19 protein-coding genes and 1 pseudogene are annotated in these 22,896 nt (G+C 37.4%); 11 read left to right on the top strand and 9 right to left on the bottom strand.

What is annotated here, in order from left to right:
* Positions 1-231: 231 nt before the first annotated feature.
* The 5 genes from GY065_RS08250 to GY065_RS08230 form a co-directional block, all read right to left on the bottom strand.
* Positions 232-921, bottom strand: a complete 690-nt coding sequence (locus GY065_RS08250; RefSeq protein ID WP_037474858.1) for a GNA1162 family protein — start codon at positions 919-921, stop codon at positions 232-234.
* Positions 922-923: 2 nt separating this feature from the next.
* A complete protein-coding gene (locus tag GY065_RS08245; RefSeq protein WP_037474856.1) occupies positions 924-1,280 on the bottom strand; it encodes a DUF4810 domain-containing protein in 357 nt (118 codons plus the stop codon).
* A 21-nt stretch (positions 1,281-1,301) separates the two neighbouring features.
* The gene (locus GY065_RS08240; protein WP_037474855.1) at positions 1,302-1,964 is read right to left on the bottom strand and encodes a CsgG/HfaB family protein; all 663 of its coding nucleotides are present in this window, start codon (positions 1,962-1,964) and stop codon (positions 1,302-1,304) included.
* Between the two features lie 600 nt (positions 1,965-2,564).
* Entirely contained in the window at positions 2,565-3,311 is a 747-nt protein-coding gene (locus GY065_RS08235; RefSeq protein WP_084551990.1) for a pseudouridine synthase, read from the bottom strand.
* The gene (locus tag GY065_RS08230; RefSeq protein ID WP_174833755.1) at positions 3,308-4,465 is read right to left on the bottom strand and encodes a class I SAM-dependent RNA methyltransferase; all 1,158 of its coding nucleotides are present in this window, start codon (positions 4,463-4,465) and stop codon (positions 3,308-3,310) included. Before GY065_RS08230 ends, GY065_RS08235 begins: the two co-directional genes overlap by 4 nt.
* 202 nt (positions 4,466-4,667) lie before the next feature.
* On the opposite strand from GY065_RS08230, the gene GY065_RS08225 reads away from it, so the two are divergent.
* Complete coding sequence (locus GY065_RS08225; protein ID WP_174833754.1) at positions 4,668-4,952, top strand: YciI family protein; 285 nt, start codon at positions 4,668-4,670, stop codon at positions 4,950-4,952.
* A 135-nt stretch (positions 4,953-5,087) separates the two neighbouring features.
* On the opposite strand, the gene GY065_RS08220 is transcribed toward GY065_RS08225, so the two are convergent.
* Positions 5,088-6,134, bottom strand: coding sequence for a bifunctional transcriptional activator/DNA repair enzyme AdaA (locus GY065_RS08220; protein ID WP_174833753.1), 1,047 nt, complete (start codon positions 6,132-6,134; stop codon positions 5,088-5,090).
* Positions 6,135-6,468: 334 nt separating this feature from the next.
* On the opposite strand from GY065_RS08220, the gene GY065_RS08215 reads away from it, so the two are divergent.
* The 10 genes and pseudogenes from GY065_RS08215 to GY065_RS08170 all read left to right on the top strand — a co-directional run bounded on the left by GY065_RS08215 (position 6,469) and on the right by GY065_RS08170 (position 20,836).
* A complete protein-coding gene (locus tag GY065_RS08215; RefSeq protein ID WP_174833752.1) occupies positions 6,469-7,665 on the top strand; it encodes a tetratricopeptide repeat protein in 1,197 nt (398 codons plus the stop codon).
* 38 nt (positions 7,666-7,703) lie between these two features.
* Positions 7,704-7,832 (top strand): hypothetical protein, encoded by a 129-nt coding sequence (locus tag GY065_RS13405; RefSeq protein WP_256433044.1) that lies wholly within the window; start codon positions 7,704-7,706, stop codon positions 7,830-7,832.
* Between the two features lie 65 nt (positions 7,833-7,897).
* Complete coding sequence (locus GY065_RS08210; RefSeq protein ID WP_174833751.1) at positions 7,898-11,233, top strand: tetratricopeptide repeat protein; 3,336 nt, start codon at positions 7,898-7,900, stop codon at positions 11,231-11,233.
* A 162-nt stretch (positions 11,234-11,395) separates the two neighbouring features.
* Entirely contained in the window at positions 11,396-12,157 is a 762-nt protein-coding gene (locus GY065_RS08205; protein ID WP_174833750.1) for a tetratricopeptide repeat protein, read from the top strand.
* A 358-nt stretch (positions 12,158-12,515) separates the two neighbouring features.
* A pseudogene (locus tag GY065_RS13615) lies at positions 12,516-12,749 on the top strand (tetratricopeptide repeat protein); the annotation flags it as partial.
* Between the two features lie 171 nt (positions 12,750-12,920).
* Positions 12,921-14,111: an SEL1-like repeat protein gene (locus GY065_RS08190; RefSeq protein ID WP_174833748.1), complete on the top strand. Its 1,191-nt coding sequence runs from the start codon at positions 12,921-12,923 to the stop codon at positions 14,109-14,111.
* Positions 14,112-14,287: 176 nt separating this feature from the next.
* Complete coding sequence (locus GY065_RS08185) at positions 14,288-15,892, top strand: SEL1-like repeat protein (protein ID WP_174833747.1); 1,605 nt, start codon at positions 14,288-14,290, stop codon at positions 15,890-15,892.
* A gap of 268 nt (positions 15,893-16,160) precedes the next feature.
* Positions 16,161-17,234 carry an A/G-specific adenine glycosylase gene (gene mutY, locus GY065_RS08180; protein ID WP_174833746.1) on the top strand — a complete coding sequence of 358 codons (1,074 nt, stop codon included), beginning with the start codon at positions 16,161-16,163 and terminating at the stop codon, positions 17,232-17,234.
* 417 nt (positions 17,235-17,651) lie between these two features.
* Positions 17,652-20,363 carry a magnesium-translocating P-type ATPase gene (gene mgtA, locus GY065_RS08175; protein WP_202984075.1) on the top strand — a complete coding sequence of 904 codons (2,712 nt, stop codon included), beginning with the start codon at positions 17,652-17,654 and terminating at the stop codon, positions 20,361-20,363.
* Positions 20,364-20,584: 221 nt separating this feature from the next.
* On the top strand, positions 20,585-20,836 hold the full coding sequence (locus GY065_RS08170) for a helix-hairpin-helix domain-containing protein (protein WP_037475272.1): 252 nt from the start codon (positions 20,585-20,587) through the stop codon (positions 20,834-20,836).
* Positions 20,837-20,928: 92 nt separating this feature from the next.
* Here GY065_RS08170 and GY065_RS08165 read toward each other — a convergent pair whose 3' ends face one another.
* From GY065_RS08165 to GY065_RS08160, 3 genes are all read right to left on the bottom strand, one after another.
* Complete coding sequence (locus GY065_RS08165) at positions 20,929-21,381, bottom strand: hypothetical protein (protein ID WP_174833745.1); 453 nt, start codon at positions 21,379-21,381, stop codon at positions 20,929-20,931.
* Positions 21,382-21,556: 175 nt separating this feature from the next.
* Complete coding sequence (locus GY065_RS13610) at positions 21,557-21,724, bottom strand: translocation/assembly module TamB domain-containing protein (protein ID WP_371731952.1); 168 nt, start codon at positions 21,722-21,724, stop codon at positions 21,557-21,559.
* 667 nt (positions 21,725-22,391) lie between these two features.
* On the bottom strand, positions 22,392-22,841 hold the full coding sequence (locus GY065_RS08160) for a DUF3592 domain-containing protein (protein WP_174833744.1): 450 nt from the start codon (positions 22,839-22,841) through the stop codon (positions 22,392-22,394).
* Positions 22,842-22,896 lie beyond the last annotated feature (55 nt).

The raw sequence follows: 22,896 nt of genomic DNA, 5'->3' as shown, positions 1-22,896 counted from the left end.
AGTTTTGTCTGATAACAATTTAGGTGAAAACAGTGGTAATGGCAATGGAAAAATCTGCTGGTTTGATGGTATTTTGTTTCATACATCTGTTTCAGACTAGAGAATTTCTTAAATTTAATCAAAAATTATCGTTTTGTGGCAGTTGAAAATCAGTTTACGGTTTGTAGTTCTGATAACAGAAAAAGCCCCTTAGTTTTACTAAAGGGCTTTTATTTTAGCTATGAATTATTTTTATGGATTTTGTTCAGAAGTTATCGCAGCAGAAGGTTTCTGATAGTTAGGATGATGCGGCCCGTATAAAATCCCGTCTTCAACACCGGCTGAAAGTAAATTGTCATTGACAGTTTCAGTCAGATTGAAAGCACCGTCTGTCAGCTTGTCTTTAATTTGATTGAAAAGGGCAGAGGTGACAGCACTCAAAAATCCCTGCTGGTTGTTATCATTCGAATTTACGGTAATTTTTTTAGAGCCAGTCCAGATTACTTCACCGTTTTTCGCGTCAACAAGCCTAGCTTTGACGCTTACGGTGGTGTTACTGTTAATAACCTGATATTTGGTTCCGTAATCATCTATATCCATATAAAGGATGGCATCCGGATTATATATTTTACGGATTTTGCTTAAATCAACGGCCTGGATTTCTGCACCATCATTCAGTCCGTTTTCTCTGAATGTTTCGTTAACCAATACAACCGGAAATACATAATAGCCGGATTCTGCCAAAGGCCGGGTGGATTGTGCCATTACTGCATTAGGTGCTTTTACGTCCACAGATGAATTGGTTGGCTGTACCACAAGTATGGAACGAGGGTTAGTGCGTTGGAATTTACTGTAATCGTAGGGCTGTTTATGGCTGGTAGTACCACATGCAGACAGAATGGCGGCAACAGATAAAGAAAGTAATAGTTGGCGTAAATGCATTATTATTTTTCTCCTACGACGTTTTTCAATAAGAAATTCATGTAGGTAGCAGATTCCGGAAATGCCTGTTTTTCCATTTCAAACTGGGTCTTGGCTCCGGCCAGATTACCTACTTTGGCATAGAGCATACCCAGATGCGCATGTGTTCCGGGTGCTGCTTTTGCATGATTGCTCTGAGCATCAAGGAAATATTTTTCCATATTGGCAATCTGTTCCTGAGGAGTAAGGGCATTATTCAAAGTTTGATATTGCTGCTTATTAAAATCTCCCCAGTAGTACAATGAGTTTTTCGCCGGCTTATTTTGCGCACAGGCGGCCAGTAACAGAGCCATTACGGCCGTTGTCAGAATGTGTTTCATATTGTAAATACCTGATTTAATTTAGGGCTGAGGGTTCCACTGGCCTTGTTCGATACCGTGTACAAGATTGTTCACGGCTTCGCGAATGGCTAAATCAAGTACTTTGCCGTTAAGAGTGGCATCGTAGCCGGTATGACCGCCGGTGCCCAGAATTTCGCGTGATGACAATTTGAACTCACCGGCACCCTGACTGGAAAATACAATTTCGGAAGATTGTACGTCAACAATGCTCAGAGTAACTTTTGCGTAGGCTACTTGGGTTTTGCCCTGACCTAAAATCCCGAACAGTTGCTGGTCACCGATATTTCTGCGTCCGAATTCTGTAATCGCACCGGTAACGACGTAGCGTGCACCTTTAATTTTCTGGTTCAGCCCTTTAATACTGGCTTCATTTCTGATTTCGTCCAAATTGGTACGATCCAGCACGGTAAAACGACCGGTTTGCTGTAAATCTGCCATCAGTATGGTTTTAGCCTGACTGGTAAGCTGATCGGCACTATTACTAAAGATACCTCCGCCCAGGTTACCGCGGCTATCAAATTTGCCTACGGCTAACGGGGCTTTTACACCGTTGTATGCCTGCTGGTAAGTTTCTACTTTAGGCACATTAAGTACCTGAGAAGATTCGGTAGCACAGGCTGATAGTAAAAATGCGCTTAATATAGTTAAATATAATTTATTCATGATGTTTTATGTTAATTGGTTTCAAATTAAGTATATATAGACTATTTTTTTATGTCAAAATTTTAAATATTATTAATACCGGTATATTAATTTAAAAGCTGAATTATTTAACTGATGTAATAAAATTATGATATAAATTTTTGTTTTTAGATGTTTTTATTACATTATTTTTAATGACATAAAAATTATTATTGTGTTTAAGCTTATATATCAAAAATCGATGAGATAACTAATTATTTATTATTTTAACGGTCAATTATAGTTGTTTTAATCTTATTTTTGGATTCCTTGATAATACAGTTTTTTATAATCCAATTTACTCTCTACGACAGTAAATGAACTTCATGAAATGGTTCATGGGATCATATCTGGTTAAATATAAAAATTAATTAATATCAGCTAAGCATATGGAAAACAATAAAGGTGTTGACATAATAATTATTTTCATAATTCAGGATAAAATTATATTGTCTTGTGTTATCAAGATAGCACAAGACATCTGCTGGCATATTATTTTGATACGGTTAGCTCTGGATTATTGATCACATGATTGATAACCAGGAAATATGATTTATCTGATGTGTTCAATAGTGGCTGATATCAGAATTTTTCCTGCGGGCTTAAATAACGCCATTGCCCCGGTGGCAGGGCACCCAGTTTGATTTTACCCATGCGTACCCGTTTCAGACCGGTTACACGTAAGCCTACCAGTTCACACATGCGCCTGATTTGGCGTTTTTTACCTTGTTTAAGTATAAAGCGCAGCTGATCCTGATTTTGCCAGCTGACTTTAGCCGGCCGCAGTTTTTCACCGTCAAGACTTAATCCGTGGTTCAGCAGCGCCAGACCGCTTTCACTCAGTTTGCCGGTTACGCGCACGAGATATTCTTTTTCGATACCACTGTGTTCACCGATCAGCTGTTTGGCAATACGCCCGTCCTGAGTAAGTACCAGCAAGCCTACTGAATCGATATCCAGACGGCCGGCCGGCGCCAGATGGCGTGTATGCTCCGGCTGAAACTGAATCCGGCTTTTGTCTTCCTGCCAGTGGTTGGCTTCGGTAATCAGCTCAACGGCGGCACGATAACCTTTTTCCGGCTGCGCGCTGACAAAGCCTACTGGCTTATTCAGGAGAATGGTAACGCGTTCGGCTTGCTGACGGTGCGCCTGCCGGTCGAGGTCGATGCGATCACTATTAAGAACTTTTTGTCCGAGTACGGCAGTTTTACCATTAACTTTTACCCAGCCCTTTTCAATATAGCTGTCTGCTTCACGGCGTGAGCATAAACCCAGTTGCGCCATGCGCTTTGACAGACGCTGAGCTTCGTTTTGTTCTGTAGTTGTCATGCTTTATGCTCTTTTTGTCGATTAGAACCGGCTACCATATCTAGCAGGAACAGGCGGCAATCCAGATTACCGTTAAACAATGGGATTTTACGTTTTGGTGACAGACGCATCAGTTTGGGCATATCACGGTCGGCGCTGAACATACCAATCAGCCAGCCGGCAAAATGTTGTTTCAGCCAGCTGCCTAATTGAGGATATAAAGCGTGTAAAAGCTGAATTTCAGAAAGGCGGACACCATAAGGCGGATTACTTATCATGATGCCGTTATTCCCGTTCGGACGGGTATCCAGGGCATCAGTTACCTGCCATTGAATATATTGCTCCATACCGGCATAGCGGGAGTTGTCCTGAGCCAGTCTGATTAGCCTGCTATCAATATCTGCTCCGAAAACCGGTGCAGATGGTTGGTGTATAGCTGCCTGAGCGGAGCGACGCAGCTGCTGCCATAAATTATCATTATAATTATTCAGCTTTTCAAAACCGAAAGCACGTTCCAGCCCGGGTACTGTGCCGGTGGCAATCAGTGCGGCTTCAATGGCAAGAGTACCACTGCCGCAAAAAGGATCCATGAAGGGTTGGCTGCCGTTATAGCCGGCCAGTAACAGTAAACCGGCTGCCAGATTTTCACGTAATGGTGCTTCACCGGTGTCACTGCGGTAGCCACGTTTGAATAAGGCTTCACCACTGCTGTCCAGATAAACAGATATTTCGTTTTTCTCAATAAAGACATGAATGCGGATATCCGGACGAAATTTTTCTATACTGGGGCGGCGACCGGTTTTATCGCGAAATACATCGCAGATAGCATCTTTTACTTTGAGGGCAGCAAAATTAAGGCTGTTGATTTGTGCCTGTTTGCCTTCAATATGAATTTTGAAATTTTTATCTACGTCAAACCATTCAGGCCAGCAGATTTTCCGGGCCAGTTGATAAATTTCGTTTTCGTTGCGAAAGTGGCCGGTAGTCAGACGAATAAGTACTCGGCTGGCTACACGGCTGTGCAGATTAATTTTGTATACGCTGGCTAAATCACCTGTAAGTGCGATACCGCCGTCACGATTATGAATCTGCTCACAGCCCAGAGTAACCAGTTCCTGATTTAATATGGTTTCCAGCCCGCGCGGACAGCTTACGAAAAGAGAATATGAATTCATGCAGTACTTTATTTAAAGAAGATAGGACATGCTAAATTGGTTTGCGCATGTATAAATAGTATGATTGTAATATTGAAGTTTATGTGCTGACTATTGTTTATGTTTTCGGGCTTGCAAATTTGAGTGATTAAGCGTGAAGATAACCTTAAGATGAAAAGGGACAAGAAGTCTGTATATGTTTAATTAATCTGAGATAATTACTATGTTTATTTTTAAACTGCATTATTTGAAGTCGTTAGAAGAAGTAGAAAAATATTTGCCTGCTCATCTGAATTATTTGCAGGAACATTATGATAATGGTGATTTTATTGCTTCCGGCCGGCAGGTACCGCGCATCGGCGGAGTTATTCTGTGCCGGGCGGCCAGTAAAGAATCGGCGCAGTCTATTATGGTTAAAGATCCGTTTTACATTCATCAGATTGCCGAATATGAACTGATTGAATTTATACCGACAAAATATGCATCAGGTTTTGAAGCGTTTATTTAAAAAACATTTTCAGAATGATGTTTATTTGTTTTTTGTGTTACAGGCAGATAAAAGGTAAATCATCATTATACTGACGCTCAAATAGTATTACTGGTTTTATTAACCTGATGTGTAAACAGTTTTTATGATTTAAGATTATTTTTTTTCATGGTCAATCAGCCATTTTTTACGTTCCAGTCCACCGCCGTAGCCGGTTAATTTACCATTGGAGCCGATTACTCTGTGACAGGGGATAATAATAGCAATGCGATTGAAACCATTGGCATTGGCTACAGCCCGGACTGCCTGAGGATTATTCAGTTTTTCTGCCTGTTGTTTATAGGTAGTGAGTTCTCCGTAAGGGATCTGTTTGAGACAATTCCATACTGCCTGTTGAAAATCAGTGCCGGGAGTATGTAGTGGAATAGAAAAATATTTTCGTTTTCCTTCAAAATATTCCTTAATTTGAATTCTGGTCTGAATGATATGTTCATTTTCACCAAAAATAATTGTGGCATTCAGTAATTGCTGTAATTGTTTAAACTCTGTTTCTAACATCCGCCGGTCGACAAATTCCAGCAAACAGACTCCCTGTTGCGTGGCGCAGACAAACATCGGACCTATAGGCGTGGTCAGCCGGTTAATAAGTATGATGTTGTTGTTTAAATGGCTGGATGGTGAGTTTTTAGCAATTTTTTTATAGATATAGCCAAAGCCGCTTAATGATCCATAACCATTATCGAAAGCGACATCTATTATTTTTTTACCGGTTTTCAATTCCTGATATGCCTGATTAATCCGGTACATTCTCTGATATGCCTGAAAAGTAATTCCATAATTTTTTTTAAACCAGCGGCGAACAATTTCCGGACTGATTTCATGTTCTCTTAATACGGAATCAGAAATTTTTATCTTCGGATTCTGAGTAATCATTTTTATGGCATTAATAATCTGTTTGGGCGCCTCATTGGCATTTTCAGTCGGTCGGCAAATTTTACATGGGCGGTAACCTGCATTCAGAGCTTCTTTGACTGTATAAAAAAATTCTGTGTTTTCTAATTTAGGCTTTTTTGCTCTGCATGTTGCGATACAAAATATTGAGGTGGTTTTCACACCTGCATAAAAAATACCAACATAACTTTGATCTTTTGTGAGTAAGGCCTGATAGTATTTTTTGATTTCATTTATCTCTGTGACTGGCATTTAAAATATACTTTCCTGTATTTTGTGAACACTGTAAACTAATTCATCTGCTTGCAATGATGTAGTTAAATTACTTTTTATGCATAATTTCATTAGGCGTTTTTAAGTTAAAAGATTATGTAATTAGGTTCTGGAATGAGCATAGTTAAATTTGCTCCGATGTAGTTTCTGCTGATGTAGCAGTAAATAAAAAGATATTAAAAATTAATGCTGACAATAACAACCGAAAAATGGATAACTATTTTTATAATTTGAATTATTAGATTGTATGATTTAATCTCTTTGTAACTTAAAATAAAAATATTGTGAAAATAATATAAATCGGTTTTGCAAAATGAGTAATGAAAAGATGGAAACAAAAAAATCAGATAAGTTTTTAAGTACTCTGGAAGCGGCTCAAAAAGGAGATGCGGATGCACAATTTGCTCTGGGTGGTATGTATAAACATGGTATAGGAGTCGCACAAGATTATCCAGAAGCATTCAAATACTATAAGCAGGCTGCCGATCAGGGAAATATTGATGCGCAATTTGCTCTGGGTGATATGTATAAGCATAGTATAGGAATCGCACAAGATTATGAACAAGCATTCAAATATTATCAGCTGGCTGCTGAGCAGGGAAATATTGATGCACAAGTCGAATTAAGTGTTATGTATTATGATGGTCAGGGTGTAGAACCGGATCGTGAAAAATCATATGAACTTCATGCAGTCGCTTTAAAAAATCTTCAAGAGGGATATAAAGAATATCTGTTGGGTGCTGAACAGGGAGAGGCTAAAGCACAAGTCAGATTGGGTTATCTGTATAAATACGGCTTAGGTGTAGAACAGGATTATGAAAAGGCATTTGAATATTATTCAGCGGCAGCAGCTCAGGGAGATGCTACCGCACAGTATTATTTAGGTTGTTTATATTATTGCGGTGAAGGTACAGAGCTGAATTACGCTAAAAGTTTTGAATATTTACAGTTAGCTGCGCAACAAGGCAATAGAGATGCCCAATATGATCTGGCTATTATGTATGAGAATGGTGAGGGAGTAGAGCAAAATTATTCTGAAAGCTGTAAATATTATCAGCTGGCTGCCGAGCAGGGGAATGAGTCAGCACAATTTAATTTAGGTAATTTTTATTACTACGGTGTGGGAGGAGAAAAAGATTACATTAAAGTAATTAAATATTATCAGTTAGCCGCTGATCAGGGTGATAGTTCTGCCTTATATATTTTAGGACGTATTTATAAAACAGGTGAGGGTGTTGCTCAGGATTTTGTTAAAGCGGCGAATTATTTCCAGCGGGCAGTAGAATCGGGCGATATTTCTGCACAAAACGAATTAGATTTTATGTATAAAAACGACAATGGCGTAAACCAAGATTACAAAAAAATCTTTGAATCTTATTCAGTTGGTGTTGAACAAAGAGATATTTTTTCCCTATCTAATTTAGATAAAATGTACTGTTATGGTAAAAGTCTGAAACAAGATAATATTCAAGGTATTGAGCATTATCTAGATAAGCACAATTTGTTTTAGGTTGTATTTATTTTGTTGGTAAAAGTGTCGTTCAGGATATGGCTAAAGCTGAGAATTATTTTCAGCAGGCAGCCATGCAAGAACCTCTTGAAGCTCAGCATTTTCTGGAGCTAATTCATAAAAATAATTCTGGAGTGAAAATAGATGTATTTTTAAAGATTTTATAAAAACTTAGTATAGAAAATAAAATATTTATAGTTAAAAGCGATATTGCAAAATGAGTAATGAGAAGATGGACACAAAAAAATCAGATAAGTTTTTAAGTACTCTGGAAGCGGCTCAAAAAGGAGATGCGAATGCCCAATTTGCTCTGGGTCTTATGTATGAGGATGGAAAAGGAACAGAGCAAAATTATGTAGCTGCCTATAAATACTATAAACTCGCTGCAGACCAGGGAAATATTAATGCACAGTATAAATTAGGCATTATGTATTACGACGGCAAGGGTATTGAACAGAATTACATTAAAAGTATCGAATATTTTCAATTAGCTGCAAATCAAAATGATAGTGATGCTCAATTTAATCTGGGTGTTATGTATGGGAATGGAAAAGGAACAGAGCAAAATTATGTAGCTGCCTATAAATACTATAAACTTGCTGCAGACCAGGGAAATATTGATGCACAAGTCAATTTAGGTCTTTTATATGCGTATGGTAATGGCGTAGAGCAGAATTATGAAAAGGCAGCTGAATATTATGCAGCTGCAGCTGCGAAGGGAGATGCTATTGCCCAGTATAATTTAGGTCTATTGTATGAAAATGGTGATGGTGTAGAAAAGAATTATGCAAAAGCATTTGAATGTTATGCAGCTGCGGCTAAGCAGGGAGAGGCTATTGCTCAGTATAACTTAGGTGATTTATATTATTTCGGTAAAGGTACAGAACAGAATTACACTAAAAGCTTTGAATATTTTCAGTTAGCTGCGCAACAAGGTAATAGTGATGCACAATTTTCTCTTGGTCTTATGTATGAGGATGGAGAAGGAACGGAGCAAAATTATACAGAGGCATATAAATACTATAAGCTGGCTGCCGAACAGGGAAATATCGATGCACAAGTCAATTTAGGTAATTTATATTGCTTTGGAAAAGGAGTAGAACAAAATTACACTAAAAGCTTTGAATACTATCAGTTAGCCGCGCAACAGGAAGATGCTACTGCTCAGCGTTATTTAGGTAATTTATATTACTTTGGAAAAGGAGTAGAACAAAATTACACTAAAAGCTTTGAATATTATAAATTAGCCGCGCAACAAGGTGATAGTGAAGCACTATACACTTTAGGATATATTTATGACGTTGGAGAGGTAGTTGCTCAGGATTATGCAGAGGCACATAAATATTTTAAGCAGGCTGCCCGGCTCGGAAATATTAGTGCACTATTGAGTTTAGGTATTCTATATGAATATGGTCAAGGTGTAGAGCAGAATTATGAAAAGGCAGCTGAATATTATTCAGCTGCAGCTGAACAGGGATATGCTGCTGCCCAATTTAATTTGGGTGTATGCTATGCAAAGGGCGAGGGTGTATATCAGAGCTATGAAAAGGCAGTTGAATATTATTCAGCTGCAGCTGAACAGGGATATGCTGCTGCCCAATGTAATTTAGGTAGATTGTATGAAAATGGTGATGGTGTAGAGCAGAATTATGAAAAGGCGGTTGAGTATTATTTGGCTGCAGCTGCACAGGGAGATGCTGCTGCCCAATTTAATTCGGGTGTATGCTATGAAACTGGCGATAGTGTAGAGCAGAATTATGAAAAGGCAGCAGAGTATTATTCAGCTGCAGCTGAACAGGGACATGCAAATGCTCAGTGTAATTTAGGTGTATTGTATGAAAATGGCGAGGGTGTAGATCAGAGCTGTGAAAAGGCATTTGAATATTATTCAGCTGCAGCTGAACAGGGACATGCTGCTGCCCAGTGTAATTTAGGTAGATTGTATGAAAATGGTGATGGTGTAGAGCAGAATTATGAAAAGGCAGCTGAATATTATTCAACTGCAGCTGAACAGGGATATGCTAATGCCCAGTGTAATTTAGGTATATTGTATGAAAATGGTGATGGTGTAGAGCAGAATTATGAAAAGGCATTTGAATATTATTCAGCTGCAGCTGAACAGGGACATGCAAATGCTCAGTGTAATTTAGGTGTATTGTATGAAACGGGCGATGGTGTAGATCAGAGCTGTGAAAAGGCGGTTGAATATTATTCGGCTGCAGCTGAACAGGGAGATGCTGTTGCCCAGTGTAATTTAGGTAGATTATATGAAAATGGTTATGGTGTAGAGCAGAACTATGAAAAAGCGGCTGAGTATTATAAATTAGCTGCGCAACAGGGGGATAGTAATGCCCAATTTAATTTGGGTTTATACTATGAAAAGGGCGATGGTGTAGATCAGAGCTATGAAAGGGCGGCAGAATATTATTCAGCTGCAGCAGCACAGGGACATGCTGCTGCCCAATGTAATTTAGGATTTTTATATCACAACGGCGATGGTGTAGAGCAGAATTATGAAAAGGCAGCAGAGTATTATTCGGCCTCAGCAGAACAGGGAGATGCTGCTGCCCAGTGTAATTTAGGTATATTGTATGAAGATGGTTATGGTGTAGAGCAGGATTATGAAAAGGCAGCAGAGTATTATTCAGCTTCAGCTGAACAGGGATGTGCTGCTGGTCAGAGTAATTTAGGTTTATTGTATGTCTGTGGCTATGGTGTAGAGCAGGATTATGAAAAGGCAGAAGAGTATTACTCAGCAGCGGTAGCACAGGGATATGCTGTTGCTAAGTATAATTTAGGTATATTGTATGAAAATGGTTATGGTGTAGAGCAGAATTATGAAAAGGCAGCAGAGTATTATTCAGCTGCAGCAGCACAGGGAAATGCAAATGCTCAGTGTAATTTAGGTGTATTGTATGAAAATGGCGATGGTGTAGAGCAGAATTATGAAAAGGCAGCAGAGTATTATTTAGCAGCAGCTGAACAGGGACATGCTGTTGCCCAGAGTAATTTAGGTAATTTATATTGCTATGGTAGAGGTGTAGAAAAAAATTACAACAAAAGTTTTAAATATCATCAGTTAGCTGCGCAACAAAACTATGGTGAATCACAATATCAACTAGGTTTGATGTATTGTAAAGGTCTTGGAGTAAAACTGAGTAAGATTAATGCTTATAAATATTATTTACAAGCATCTACGCAAAAGCATGTTAATGCCGAGAATGAACTGGGATGCATGTATGCTGAAGGTAAGGGAATAAAACAAAATTTTAAAATAGCAAGGGATTATTTTTATTCAGCTGCCAGAAAAGGACATAGTGGAGCACTAAATAAGTTAGGACTTATGTTTCTCTCAGGAAATGGTGTACGGCAGAATTATATGAAAGCAGTATATTACTTTTGTTTGGCAGCGAAACGAGGTGAAACAGAGGCATGGCACAATTTAGGAATAATGTATGTCGATGGTCAGGGTGTGAAAAAAAATAAACGCATTGCCCGGCAACTGATCAAAAGAAGCGCGGTATACAAAAAACCGGGGACACGTAGATTTTATCAGCGATTAATCTAAAACTGATGGAAGAAATAAAGTGTAGTATTCAGACTGAATAAATATTACTGTATTAAAGTATGATTGAAAAATTAAATAGAATTAATTCGATGATTAATGATATTTAAAAAAGTCTGAAATCCGATATTTTAACAGCAACCCTGTAAAAGGAATAATGAGAATATGGAAACGAAAAAATCAGATAAATTTTTAAGTACTCTGAATGCGGCAAGAAAAGGAGATGCAGATGCCCAGTTTATATTGGGTGTCATGTATGAGAACGGAGAAGAAACAGAGCAAAATTATGCAGAGGCATATAAATACTATAAATTAGCTGCTGAACAGGGAAATACTCAAGCACAAGTCAATTTAGGTTGTATGTATTATGATGGTAAAGGTGTAGATCAGAACTATGTTAAAAGCCTTAAGTATTATCTGTTGGCTGTGCAACAAGGTGAAGATAATCATAATGTGCAATATCTTCTGGGTAATATGTATGAGCAGGGAATCGGAACAGAGCAAAATTATGCCGAAGCACGTAAGTACTATAAGCTGGCTGCTGAGCAAGGAAATATTAATGCTCAATTCATTTTAGGTAAATTTTATTACTACGGGGTGGACGGAAGAAAAGATTACATTAAAAGTATTGAATATTTTCAGTTAGCAGCTCTGCAGGGTGATAGTGAAGCGCAATATTTATTAGGATGTATTTATAATGCTGGTGAAGTTGTTGCTCAGGATTATGTTAAAGCCGCGAATTATTTTCAGCAGGCAGCAGAGCAGGGAAATACTGAAGCGCAAGTCCAGCTGGGCTTAATGTATTATTATGGTCGCGGTGTAGAACAGGATTGTGCTAAAGGTCTTGAGTATTGTCAGTTAGCTATACAACAGGGTAATGGTGATCTGCAATTTGATTTGAGTAATATGGATAAAAATGAAGAATGAACAGCATAAAATTATATTATTTGAGTATATTAATTCTATAGTTTGTAGCAGGTAGCCGGTCAATATGCACAATACAAATTTAGCTAATATATATTGAGCTATACCAGAATATATGTAAGCTTGGCTTGGCAGGACATAGATATCATCCTTGCTTACATATTTATATTTGTGGATCTGATCATAACTACATAGTAAATATAAACGATTGAATATAAATTTTTATCAAATTATCTTGATGATATGGATATATACTGACTGTTCAATGAGTTGGAAATGTAAATAAAATTTAATCATTTGTAATAAAATCGGTTGTATGAATTTATAGTGAAAATACCTTAAAAAATAATTATATTATTTCGGTAAAGGTACAGAACAGAATTACACTAAAAGCTTTGAATATTTTCAGTTAGCTGCGCAACAAGGTAATAGCGATGCACAATTTTCTCTTGGTTTTATGTATAAGAATGGAGAAGAAACAGAGCAAAATTATGCAGAGGCTTATGAATACTTTATTCTGGCGGCAGAACAAGGACACTCTGGAGCTCAGCATAATCTGGAGCTTATGCAAGAAAATGGTTTTGGAATGAAGTAATAGAAGTATTTTCAGAAAATTTATAAAAGAAGTAGTACAAAAATCTTTTATGATTTCTGAATGCTACATAACTTTTTTATTATTGATCCCTGTGATTGAGGTTATTTATATATGCAGATAAAAATATTCTGAAAAAATTTAAAGGCTTACTGTAAAAGGAATAATAAGAAAATGGAAACTAAAAAATCAGATAAATTTTTAAGTACTCTGGAAGCGGCTCGAAAGGGGAATGCGGATGCACAATTTGCTCTGGGTGTTATGTATGAGGATGGAGAAGGAACAGAGCAAAATTATGCAGAGGCATATAAATATTATGAACTGGCCGCAAAACAAGGAAATATCGATGCACAATTCAATTTAGGTTTACTGTATAGCGAGGGCTATGGCGTAGAGCAGAATTATGAAAAGGCAGCTGAATATTATGCGGCTGCAGCTGCACAGGGGGATGCTTCCGCTCAATGTAATCTGGGTATATTGTATAGTGATGGTTATGGTGTAGAGCAGAATTATGAAAAGGCAGCTAAGTATTATTCAGCTGCAGCTGCACAGGGAAATGCAAATGCTCAGAGTAATTTAGGTATATTGTATGAAGATGGTTATGGTGTAGAGCAGAATTATGAAAAGGCAGCTGAGTATTATTTGGCTGCAGCTGCACAGGGAGTTGATATTGCCCAAAGTAAATTAGGATTTTTATATTACAACGGCTATGGTGTAGAGCAAAATTATGAAAAGGCGGTTGAGTATTATTCAGCTGCAGCTGCGCAAGGAGATGTTACTGCCCAGTATAACTTAGCTAATTTATATTACTATGGAAAAGGCGTAGAACAAAATTATACTAAAAGTATTGAATACTATCAGTTAGCAGCGCAACAGGGTAATAGTAAGGCACAATTTACTTTAGGATATATTTATAAAACTGGTGAAGGTGTTGCTCAGGATTATGCGGAGGCATATAAATATTATAAGCTGGCTGCAGAACAGGGAAATAGTGATGCACAAATTAATTTAGGTATTTTATATGAAAACGGTGATGGTGTAGAACAGAATTATGCAAAAGCATTTGAGTATTATCTGGCTGCCGCTGAGCAAGGAAATCCTATTGCTCAATATTATGCAGGTAGTATGTTTTATTATGGAACAGGCGTAGAACAGGATTTCAATAAGAGTCTTGAATATTATCAGCTAGCTGCGGAACAGGGAAATAGTGATGCACAATTTGCTCTGGGTTTTATGTATATAAATGGAGAAGGAGCAGAGCAAAATTATGCAGAGGCATATGAATACTTTAATCTGGCGGCAGAACAAGGACACTCTGGAGCTCAGCATAATCTGGAGCTTATGAAGAAAATGGTTTTGGAATAAAGAAATAAAAGTATTTTCAGAAAATTTATAAAAAAAGTAGTACAAAAATCTTTGATGATGTCTGAATGCTATATAACTTTTTTATTATTGATCTCTATGATTGAGGTTATTTATATTTGCAGATAAAAATATTCTGAAAAAGTTTAAAAGCTTACTGTAAAAGGAATAATAAGAAGATGGAAACCAAAAATTCAGATAAATTTATAAGTACTCTGGAAGCGGCAAAAAAAGGAGATGCAGATGCACAATTTTCTCTGGGTGTTATGTATGCGGATGGAGAAGAAACAGAGCAAAATTATGCAGAAGCATATAAATACTATAAGTTGGCCGCAAAACAGGGAAATGTTAATGCATTAATTAATCTAGGTAATATGTACTACTACGGGGTAGGTGTAGAACAGAATTATTTAAAAGCGATTAAGTGTTATACAGTTGCTGCTGCACAGGGAGATGCTGCTGCCCAATGGAGTTTAGGTAGTATGTATTATTATGGAACAGGCGTAGAACAGGATTTCAATAAGAGTCTTGAATATTATCAGTTAGCTGCGCAACAGGATAATAGTGATGCACAATTTAATATAGGGTGTATGTATCGCGATGGACATGGTGTGGCTCAGGATTATGCTAAAGCTGCTGAATATTTTCAGCAGGCATCATTCAAAGGTCATTCTGATGCGCAATATAATCTGGGCGTGTTATATGAAAATGGATTAGGTATAAAAAAAGATTATACACAAGCATATAAATACTATGATTTGGCTGCAAAGCAGGGAAATAGTGATGCACAAATCAATTTAGGTCTTTTATATGAAGATGGTATTGGTGTGAAACAGAATTATAAGAAAGCGGTTGAGTTTTATTCAGCTGCAGCAGAACAGGGAAATGCTATTGGGCAATATCATTTAGCCGGAATGTATTTCGCTGGTAAAGGTGTAGAACAGAATTACAATAAATGTATTGAATATTATCAGTTGGCTGCTGAACAAAATTTAGTTGATGCTCAATTTAATTTGGGTGCTATTTATGATAAAGGTAAAATTACTCATCCAAATTATACTGAAGCAATGAAATATTATCTGTTAGCAACTAAAGGAGGAAGCTATGAAGCTTCATATAACTTAGGGTTAATGCTTTATGAAGGTAAAGGAGTTGAACAGGACTATATAAATGCAGCTAAATACTTCCATTTTGCTGCTCAAGGAAGGCTGGCTCCGGCAGAATACATTCTCGGATTAATGTATTACCAAGGTATGGGAATAGGTAAAAATTATGAAAAGGCTGCCGAGTATTTTCAATTGGCTGCTGATCAGGGAGAGGCAGTTGCTCAAACACAATTAGGTGGTTTTTATGAGGATGGTATTTATTTTAAACAAGATGATATGAAAGCATTTGAATATTATCAGCTTGCTGCAGATCAAGGAGAAGTAATTGCTCAATATCAATTAGCTTATTTTTATCAGATTGGTAAAGGTGTAAAACAGAATGATGCAAAAGCATTAGAATACTATCAACTCGCAGCTGCTCAGGGTGATGTAGATGCATTACTTGATTTTGGCAAAAAATATTTTTCTGGTAACGGAGTAAAACAAAATTATTTAAAAGCAGTTGAGTATTTTCAGCAGGCTGCTAATCAAGATAATGCAGAAAGTCAGTATATTTTAGGACTTATGTACTTAAATGGTTACGGTGTTAAGGAAAATAACCGTATGGCCAAGGATTTTTTTGGTAAAAGCTGTAAAAATGGAAATCAGAAAGCATGCGAAATATATAATCAAATATAATAAAAATTATTTATCACGGATATTTTTTATTTCACCTTAAAACAGTTAATTCTGAAATTCTTCTGAAACAGAATTACATAAGTAATCACTGTTATATAAATTTTATATCATGAAATTTAACACTATTGATAATATTTCTCTGTTTATGATTATGAAATAATTTTGCTTTTTAAAGCAGATTCTTGTTTTATGTTTATAATCACCTATATTAGTTTATTACCTGAATTATTCAGGCTGATCATGGTTTTTTATGTTAAATTAGGGTGTTATGAATAAACAAGCAGTGCAGGAAGCGGAGTTTGCTCCTCATCTGGTAAGCTGGCAGCGTCAGCATGGCCGGCATGGTCTGCCATGGCAGTGTCGTGAACCATATAAGGTATGGTTATCGGAAATTATGTTGCAGCAAACGCAGGTGTCCACGGTACTTGATTATTATCCACGCTTTCTGGCTGCATTTCCTAATGTTCAGGCACTGGCGGCGGCTGATGAAGATGAAGTGCTGGGTCTGTGGCAAGGGCTGGGCTACTACAGTCGTGCACGCAATTTACATAAGGCTGCCAGGCAAGTTATATCTGAATTTTCGGGAAATTTTCCACACAGTCGTGTGGAATTACAATCTTTATGTGGTGTAGGTCGTAGTACGGCAGCAGCGATTGCTGCATTTTGCTTTGATGCACGCGAAACCATTCTGGATGGTAATGTAAAGCGGGTATTGTGCCGGGTTTTTGCTCTGGACGGTGATATTGCGAATAAAGCTTTTGAAGATCAGCTCTGGCGCAAAGCAGAAGCCTTGCTGCCACTTAATGCAGCAGATATGCCGGCTTATATTCAGGGGCTGATGGATTTGGGAGCAACGGTGTGTAAGCGCAGTAAGCCAATATGCTGTTCATGTCCGATGAACGATCTGTGTCAGGCATATGCCCAGAACCGTATTGCTGAATTACCGCGTAAGAAAAAAGCTGTAAGTGTAAAAAATTTATCGCTATATTGGCTGGTTTTACGTAACTGTGATGGTGCGATATTTTTACATAAACGTCCTGCCAAAGGAATATGGGGTGGTTTATGGTGTGTACCATGTGCAGACAGTCTGGATGATTTGTATCAACTTGCAGCAAAATTTGGTTGTACTGCTGAAGATTTAACTGAAGGTATTGAATTCAGTCATCGTTTAACTCATCGTCAATTGCATATTCTGCCTTTTGCTGCTCAGATAAATACTGGGCAGGATGCTGCATCTTCTGCAATAACTGGTGAATGGGTATCATCTGATAATCTGAATACATATGGTATCCCTAAACCGTTATATGATTATCTGAACGTAAAACAGAGCAGTCTTTTTTAATTTGATTATTATGTTTATGGCATAATTTTAACTGCTATTTTGCTGCGTATATTTATTTTTAAATTTGTCTGTTTTATGTGCATATTATCGTTATTAATATTATATATTGTGAATAATATTGTTTTTTAATTTGTATAGCGTAAATATAATTGACGCTGACATCACAAATATGTATAAACGCTATCTTGCTGAAATATTGCTGTCTTTCAGATGTTTTAGTTATTTAGACAGAATAAAGAAGGAAGACTGTTATTTCAGTAAGGTGTGCTTAATTCTGTGTATTAAGTATCTGATTATTTAACCGGGAATAAAACAATGGAAGAAGATTCGAGTCGACCGTTTATTTTATTAAAACAACAACTGCAACAAGGCCGTTGATGTTTCCGGGCTAACAGTATCTGCCGACCGGGAAACATCATGGTCGGTGAGGTACTGTTTATGAAAAAATTCAAAAAAATCATTTCTCAACCAGTAGTAATCAAGGCTGTGCTGGAGTCTCGCAACAGTCTTGACCGTACACTGTCTAATTTACAGACCAGTTTAAATGGTCTGACTGAGCAGGATGTTAAAGAAAGACTGATCAGTTTTGGCAATAATGATGTAGTGCACGATAAAGCACCATCAGTCTGGCTGCAATTATTACTAGCCTTTAAAAATCCGTTTATTTTTGTTTTACTGGCACTGGCTTTGGTAAGCTTTTTCACTGATTATCTGATTCCTTTGCATAATGGTGAAGAAACCAGTGTGAGCGGTATTACAATAATTCTGGTAATGGTTCTGCTCAGTGGTGTACTTAGTTTCTGGCAGGAATATCGTTCCAATAAGGCTGCACAGGCGCTGAAATCTATGATCAGCACCACTGCTACAGTAGTGCGCCGCAGCCATAGAGATATCAATGCAGAACAGCTTGAAGTACCGATTAAAGAGGTGGTACCGGGAGATATTATTTTGTTATCTGCCGGCGATATGGTACCGGCTGATGTGCGTCTGATTGAATCACGTGATTTGTTTATTAGTCAGGCCGTACTGACCGGTGAGTCTATTCCGGTAGAGAAATCTGATACTCTTGGTATGAATAGCTCGCTAGCTATTGAAGAGCAGCCATTATCAGCTGATCCGCTGGATGCAGAAAATATCTGCTTTATGGGTACTAATATTGTCAGTGGTACGGCTAAAGCTGTGGTTGTGGCAACAGGAAATGATACCTATTTTGGCTCTCTGGCCAAATCAATTGTCGGTACACGCAGCCAGACTGCGTTTGATCGCGGTGTAAACAGTGTCAGCCATCTGCTGATTCGTTTTATGCTAATTCTGGTACCGGTGGTATTGCTGATTAATGGCTTTACTAAGGGAGACTGGGGTGATGCTGCTCTGTTTGCACTTGCTGTTGCTGTTGGGCTGACTCCTGAGATGCTGCCAATGATTGTCAGTGCCAATCTGGCTAAAGGTGCTATGGCCATGGCACGGCGTAAGGTAGTGGTAAAACGCCTGAGTGCTATTCAGAATTTTGGTTCAATGGATATTTTATGTACAGATAAAACCGGTACATTAACTCAGGATAAAATTATTCTTGAGCATTACACGAATATTCATGGCAATAATGACAGTGAAGTTTTGCAACTGGCCTGGTTAAACAGTTCCTATCAGAGCGGTATGAAAAATCTGATGGATAAAGCCATTGTGCGTTTTGCGCAGGAACCTGAAAACAGGGCAGGTATTAGCGATGGCGGCTATCATAAAATTGATGAATTACCGTTTGATTTTATTCGCCGGCGTTTATCTGTGGTTTTACAGGATGAAGAACAGCGCCATGTGCTGATTTGTAAGGGCGCAGTTGAAGAAATGCTGTCTATTTCCAGCTGTGTTTATGAGCACGGAGAATATTTACCATTAGATGCAGCGCGGCGGGAACAATTGCTGGCTTTAGCTGAAAGCTATAATAAGGAAGGCTTCCGGGTGCTGGCGATTGGTAAAAAATACATTAGTGCTGAAGCTCAGAAAGCACAATATGCTGTTGCTGATGAAACTGAGCTTACTCTGTTCGGCTTTCTGACATTTCTTGATCCGCCGAAAGACAGTGCTGCACAGGCTATTGCTGCTCTGAGTGAAAATGGTGTGGCTGTTAAGGTTTTAACTGGTGATAATGCGATTGTTACCCGTAAGATTTGTTATGAAGTAGGAATTGAAGCCGGACACCCTTTACTAGGTAGTGAAATTGAGGCTCTAAGTGATGAGGTGCTGAAACCTCTGCTGGAAAAACACACTGTATTCGCCAAACTTACACCATTACAGAAATCACGCATTATTCGTCTGCTTCAGGAAAACGGACATACAGTCGGTTTTCTTGGTGACGGTATCAATGATGCTCCGGCTCTGCGCGATGCCGATGTCGGTATTTCTGTAGATACAGCTACTGATATTGCCAAGGAATCGGCTGATATTATTCTGCTGGAAAAAAGTCTGATGGTATTGGAAGAGGGAGTAATCAAAGGACGTGAAACTTTTGGCAATATTATTAAATATCTGAATATGACTGCCAGCTCTAATTTTGGCAATGTATTTTCAGTATTGTTTGCCAGTGCGTTCCTGCCATTTCTGCCTATGCTGGCTATTCAGTTACTGATTCAGAATCTTCTGTATGATTTTTCTCAGCTATCACTGCCATGGGATAAAATGGATGAGGAATTTTTGCGTAAACCGCGTAAATGGGATGTATCCAATATCAGCCGTTTTATGCTGTTTATCGGTCCTATTTCCTCTATATTTGATATCAGTACTTTTGCGCTGATGTGGTTTGTGTTCCATGCTAATGCGCCGGAAGTGCAGAATTTGTTTCATTCCGGCTGGTTTGTAGAAGGTTTATTGTCACAGACTCTGGTAGTACATATGCTGCGTACCCGCAGAATACCGTTTGTACAAAGTACCGCTGCTTTACCGGTATTGCTGATGACAGGGTTAATTATGGCTATTGGTATTTATATTCCGTTTTCGCCGATTAGCAGCTGGATCGGGCTGGTACCGCTGCCATGGCAATATTTCCCCTGGCTGATACTGACACTGGGTTGTTACTGTGTTGTGACTCAGATAGTGAAACACTGGTATATTCGCCGTTTCGGACAGTGGTTCTGAGTATTATGTAAAAAAAGCGAGTTGAGTACTCGCTTTTTTCAGGTCTGAATCAGATAGGAATAAACTAAATACTGATTTTATTGCCTGAATACTTTTATCAGGATGAGTATAAGAACTGGCAATTTTAAGATTGAATCTGATTATTTTCAGTTTGCTGTATAACTGATATTTATAGTATTTTAAATCATATTGAAATTATTATATTCAGAAAAGGGAAATAAATGGCATTTACTGAAACTGAAAAAGCGGCTTTGCTTACTGTAAAAGGGGTAGGAGAAAAGGTAATTATGCGTCTGGAGCAGATGGGTATTGACTCATTGGATAAGCTTGCTCTTGCAAACCCACAGGATATCACTGAGCAGGCAGCCAGTCTGGTTGGCAGCAGCTGCTGGAAAAACAGTCCGCAAGCCAAAGCAGCTATCACTATGGCAGTAGATTTTGCGAGCGCGAAAACTCAGAAAAAAGCGATTTAAATATTTTAAATTAATATAATGAAAATATATAACAGAATAATCGTAAAAACAATTATTTATTTTTTACTGAATTTTTTTATTTAAAACTGATGCTAATATCTTTTTTTAGATTTCCAATAATCCGGAGTTGATTTAAATTCCTGATAATAATAAATTGCAACAAAGATAATTATAAAGGAGTAATATAATTCCAAACAAAAATTTAATTTATATTCGCTGTTACCTTTGGTATCAGCTATTTTAGGAGAAAGTCTACTATAGATAATTGTAATTTTATCACCAGAAGAGACGTGTTTATCGCTTGTGATATTTGTAATATATGTTTTATTGTATTTGTCGGTATATCTCACTGTCAATATATTGACTTCGTGTTTTCTTGAGGAACGCCAAGAAGAACGTTTGGTATCTATTACCGTAGCTGATGTTTCTTCACCATATCTGGAGATTAGGAAAATAAATTTCGCATTGGATAAAGTTAAACCTATAATCGTAACGCTAAAAACTATGACAGCCACTGACCAGAATATATTTAATATTTTTTTCATAATAAAATTATTATAACAAATATTTGCATAGAAAATTTATTTTACTAATATAATTTATTTTTACAATTCAAGCAGTATATAAAATGTTCAGAGTATTTCAAACCATGAACCGGTTGTGTACTCTGAACATTTTTATCAGTGATGATTTAATGAAAACGGGCGGGTATGGCGGATTTTACCACCGACTGAGCTGGTACCTACGCGCACAATGCTTGCAGTGCGCGGCTAATCGATAGGTAAGGCCGATGGTCTGGGTTGCACTTTGAATACTATACAGATAGCTGATATAAAGATTGTTAGACAAGCGTTTGCCGATTGTAATGGCCAGTTCTGCAGGATTCATTCGTAAAACTGCTCTGACTCTACTACGTAACAGAAAGTCCACATGCTTTGTAATGTGTCCATTCTGTTTCTTTAAAGGAAATAATTATTGAATAAAAATAATATTTTTTTAGTAAATTCAATATATTGTTTTTATGCTTTTTTTATGAGTAAATGGCAGAAATTATTCTACTAAAGATAGATAAGATTCATAGTATGGATGCTGAGTTTGCTTTGGGATTACTGCGTATAGTCATAGCAATTTTATACATACAGTATGCCTCGACAAAAGTCTGATAGTGGAGATTTTCTATGACTGACGGGAATGGATCAATAAAGTTACTTTCGATAATAGGTATTGCAGGTATGCTGGAATAATTAGGAAGTTTTCTTTGCTGACAGGGTCTGTTTGTGCGGGCTGTAAGGTTTACTGTTGCCGGTGGCGGTCGTTTTAAGACAGAAAATCGGTTTAAATAATTGCAGATTGTTACTTATTTGGTATTTTCAGTAGATACAGATATCAGCAATAGTTTTATGTATCTGCTGAAATAATTATTATAAATCTGGAATTATGTCTGATAAGAGTTATAAAGGTTTAATTGGAATAGATTGGAATTTTAGAAAAATACGCTAATAACATTAACTAAAAAAATTATTTATTTGTACTAAATTTTTACTTAAAGCTTAAGCTAATATTTTCTTTTAAATTTCCAAAAATTCGGATTGGATTTGAGCTCCTGATAACAATAAATTGCAGTAATGATAACCATAAAGGAGGCATATAGTTCTGTAGAAAAAATTTTTTTACGTTTATGGTTGCCTTTGATATCGGCTACCTGAGGAGAAAATTTATTATAGATAATTGTAATTTTATCGCCAGGATTTAAGTTTTTATAGGTTCTAATATCATTTTTGATATAGGTTTTATTATATTTATCGGTATATTCGACTTTCAGTATATAGGCGACTCGCCCACGTCCTTCGTCATGGGATTTGGTATCTATTACCGTAGCCGATGTTTCTTCCCCGTGTCTGGCAAGTCCGAAAATAAATTTAGCATTTGATAAAGTTAAACCTATAATCGTAACGCTAAGAACTATGGCAGCCACTGACCAGAATATATTTTCTATTTTTTCCATAATAAACTTATTATAATAAATATTTACATATAAAATTAATTAAATAATATAATTT

It is taken from the genome of Snodgrassella sp. ESL0323, assembly GCF_013346865.1.
In the GTDB taxonomy this organism is placed as follows: Bacteria; Pseudomonadota; Gammaproteobacteria; order Burkholderiales; family Neisseriaceae; genus Snodgrassella; species Snodgrassella alvi.
This window is presented reverse-complemented; position numbering and strand designations above follow the sequence as displayed.

Bases quoted from the DNA above. Each gene is read 5' to 3' on its own strand.
- GY065_RS08250 (WP_037474858.1), bottom strand. From the start codon at position 921: ATGCATTTACGCCAACTATTACTTTCTTTATCTGTTGCCGCCATTCTG.
- GY065_RS08245 (WP_037474856.1), bottom strand. From the start codon at position 1,280: ATGAAACACATTCTGACAACGGCCGTAATGGCTCTGTTACTGGCCGCC.
- GY065_RS08240 (WP_037474855.1), bottom strand. From the start codon at position 1,964: ATGAATAAATTATATTTAACTATATTAAGCGCATTTTTACTATCAGCC.
- GY065_RS08235 (WP_084551990.1), bottom strand. From the start codon at position 3,311: ATGACAACTACAGAACAAAACGAAGCTCAGCGTCTGTCAAAGCGCATG.
- GY065_RS08230 (WP_174833755.1), bottom strand. From the start codon at position 4,465: ATGAATTCATATTCTCTTTTCGTAAGCTGTCCGCGCGGGCTGGAAACC.
- GY065_RS08225 (WP_174833754.1), top strand. From the start codon at position 4,668: ATGTTTATTTTTAAACTGCATTATTTGAAGTCGTTAGAAGAAGTAGAA.
- GY065_RS08220 (WP_174833753.1), bottom strand. From the start codon at position 6,134: ATGCCAGTCACAGAGATAAATGAAATCAAAAAATACTATCAGGCCTTA.
- GY065_RS08215 (WP_174833752.1), top strand. From the start codon at position 6,469: ATGAGTAATGAAAAGATGGAAACAAAAAAATCAGATAAGTTTTTAAGT.
- GY065_RS13405 (WP_256433044.1), top strand. From the start codon at position 7,704: ATGGCTAAAGCTGAGAATTATTTTCAGCAGGCAGCCATGCAAGAACCT.
- GY065_RS08210 (WP_174833751.1), top strand. From the start codon at position 7,898: ATGGACACAAAAAAATCAGATAAGTTTTTAAGTACTCTGGAAGCGGCT.
- GY065_RS08205 (WP_174833750.1), top strand. From the start codon at position 11,396: ATGGAAACGAAAAAATCAGATAAATTTTTAAGTACTCTGAATGCGGCA.
- GY065_RS08190 (WP_174833748.1), top strand. From the start codon at position 12,921: ATGGAAACTAAAAAATCAGATAAATTTTTAAGTACTCTGGAAGCGGCT.
- GY065_RS08185 (WP_174833747.1), top strand. From the start codon at position 14,288: ATGGAAACCAAAAATTCAGATAAATTTATAAGTACTCTGGAAGCGGCA.
- mutY (WP_174833746.1), top strand. From the start codon at position 16,161: ATGAATAAACAAGCAGTGCAGGAAGCGGAGTTTGCTCCTCATCTGGTA.
- mgtA (WP_202984075.1), top strand. From the start codon at position 17,652: ATGGTCGGTGAGGTACTGTTTATGAAAAAATTCAAAAAAATCATTTCT.
- GY065_RS08170 (WP_037475272.1), top strand. From the start codon at position 20,585: ATGGCATTTACTGAAACTGAAAAAGCGGCTTTGCTTACTGTAAAAGGG.
- GY065_RS08165 (WP_174833745.1), bottom strand. From the start codon at position 21,381: ATGAAAAAAATATTAAATATATTCTGGTCAGTGGCTGTCATAGTTTTT.
- GY065_RS13610 (WP_371731952.1), bottom strand. From the start codon at position 21,724: ATGAATCCTGCAGAACTGGCCATTACAATCGGCAAACGCTTGTCTAAC.
- GY065_RS08160 (WP_174833744.1), bottom strand. From the start codon at position 22,841: ATGGAAAAAATAGAAAATATATTCTGGTCAGTGGCTGCCATAGTTCTT.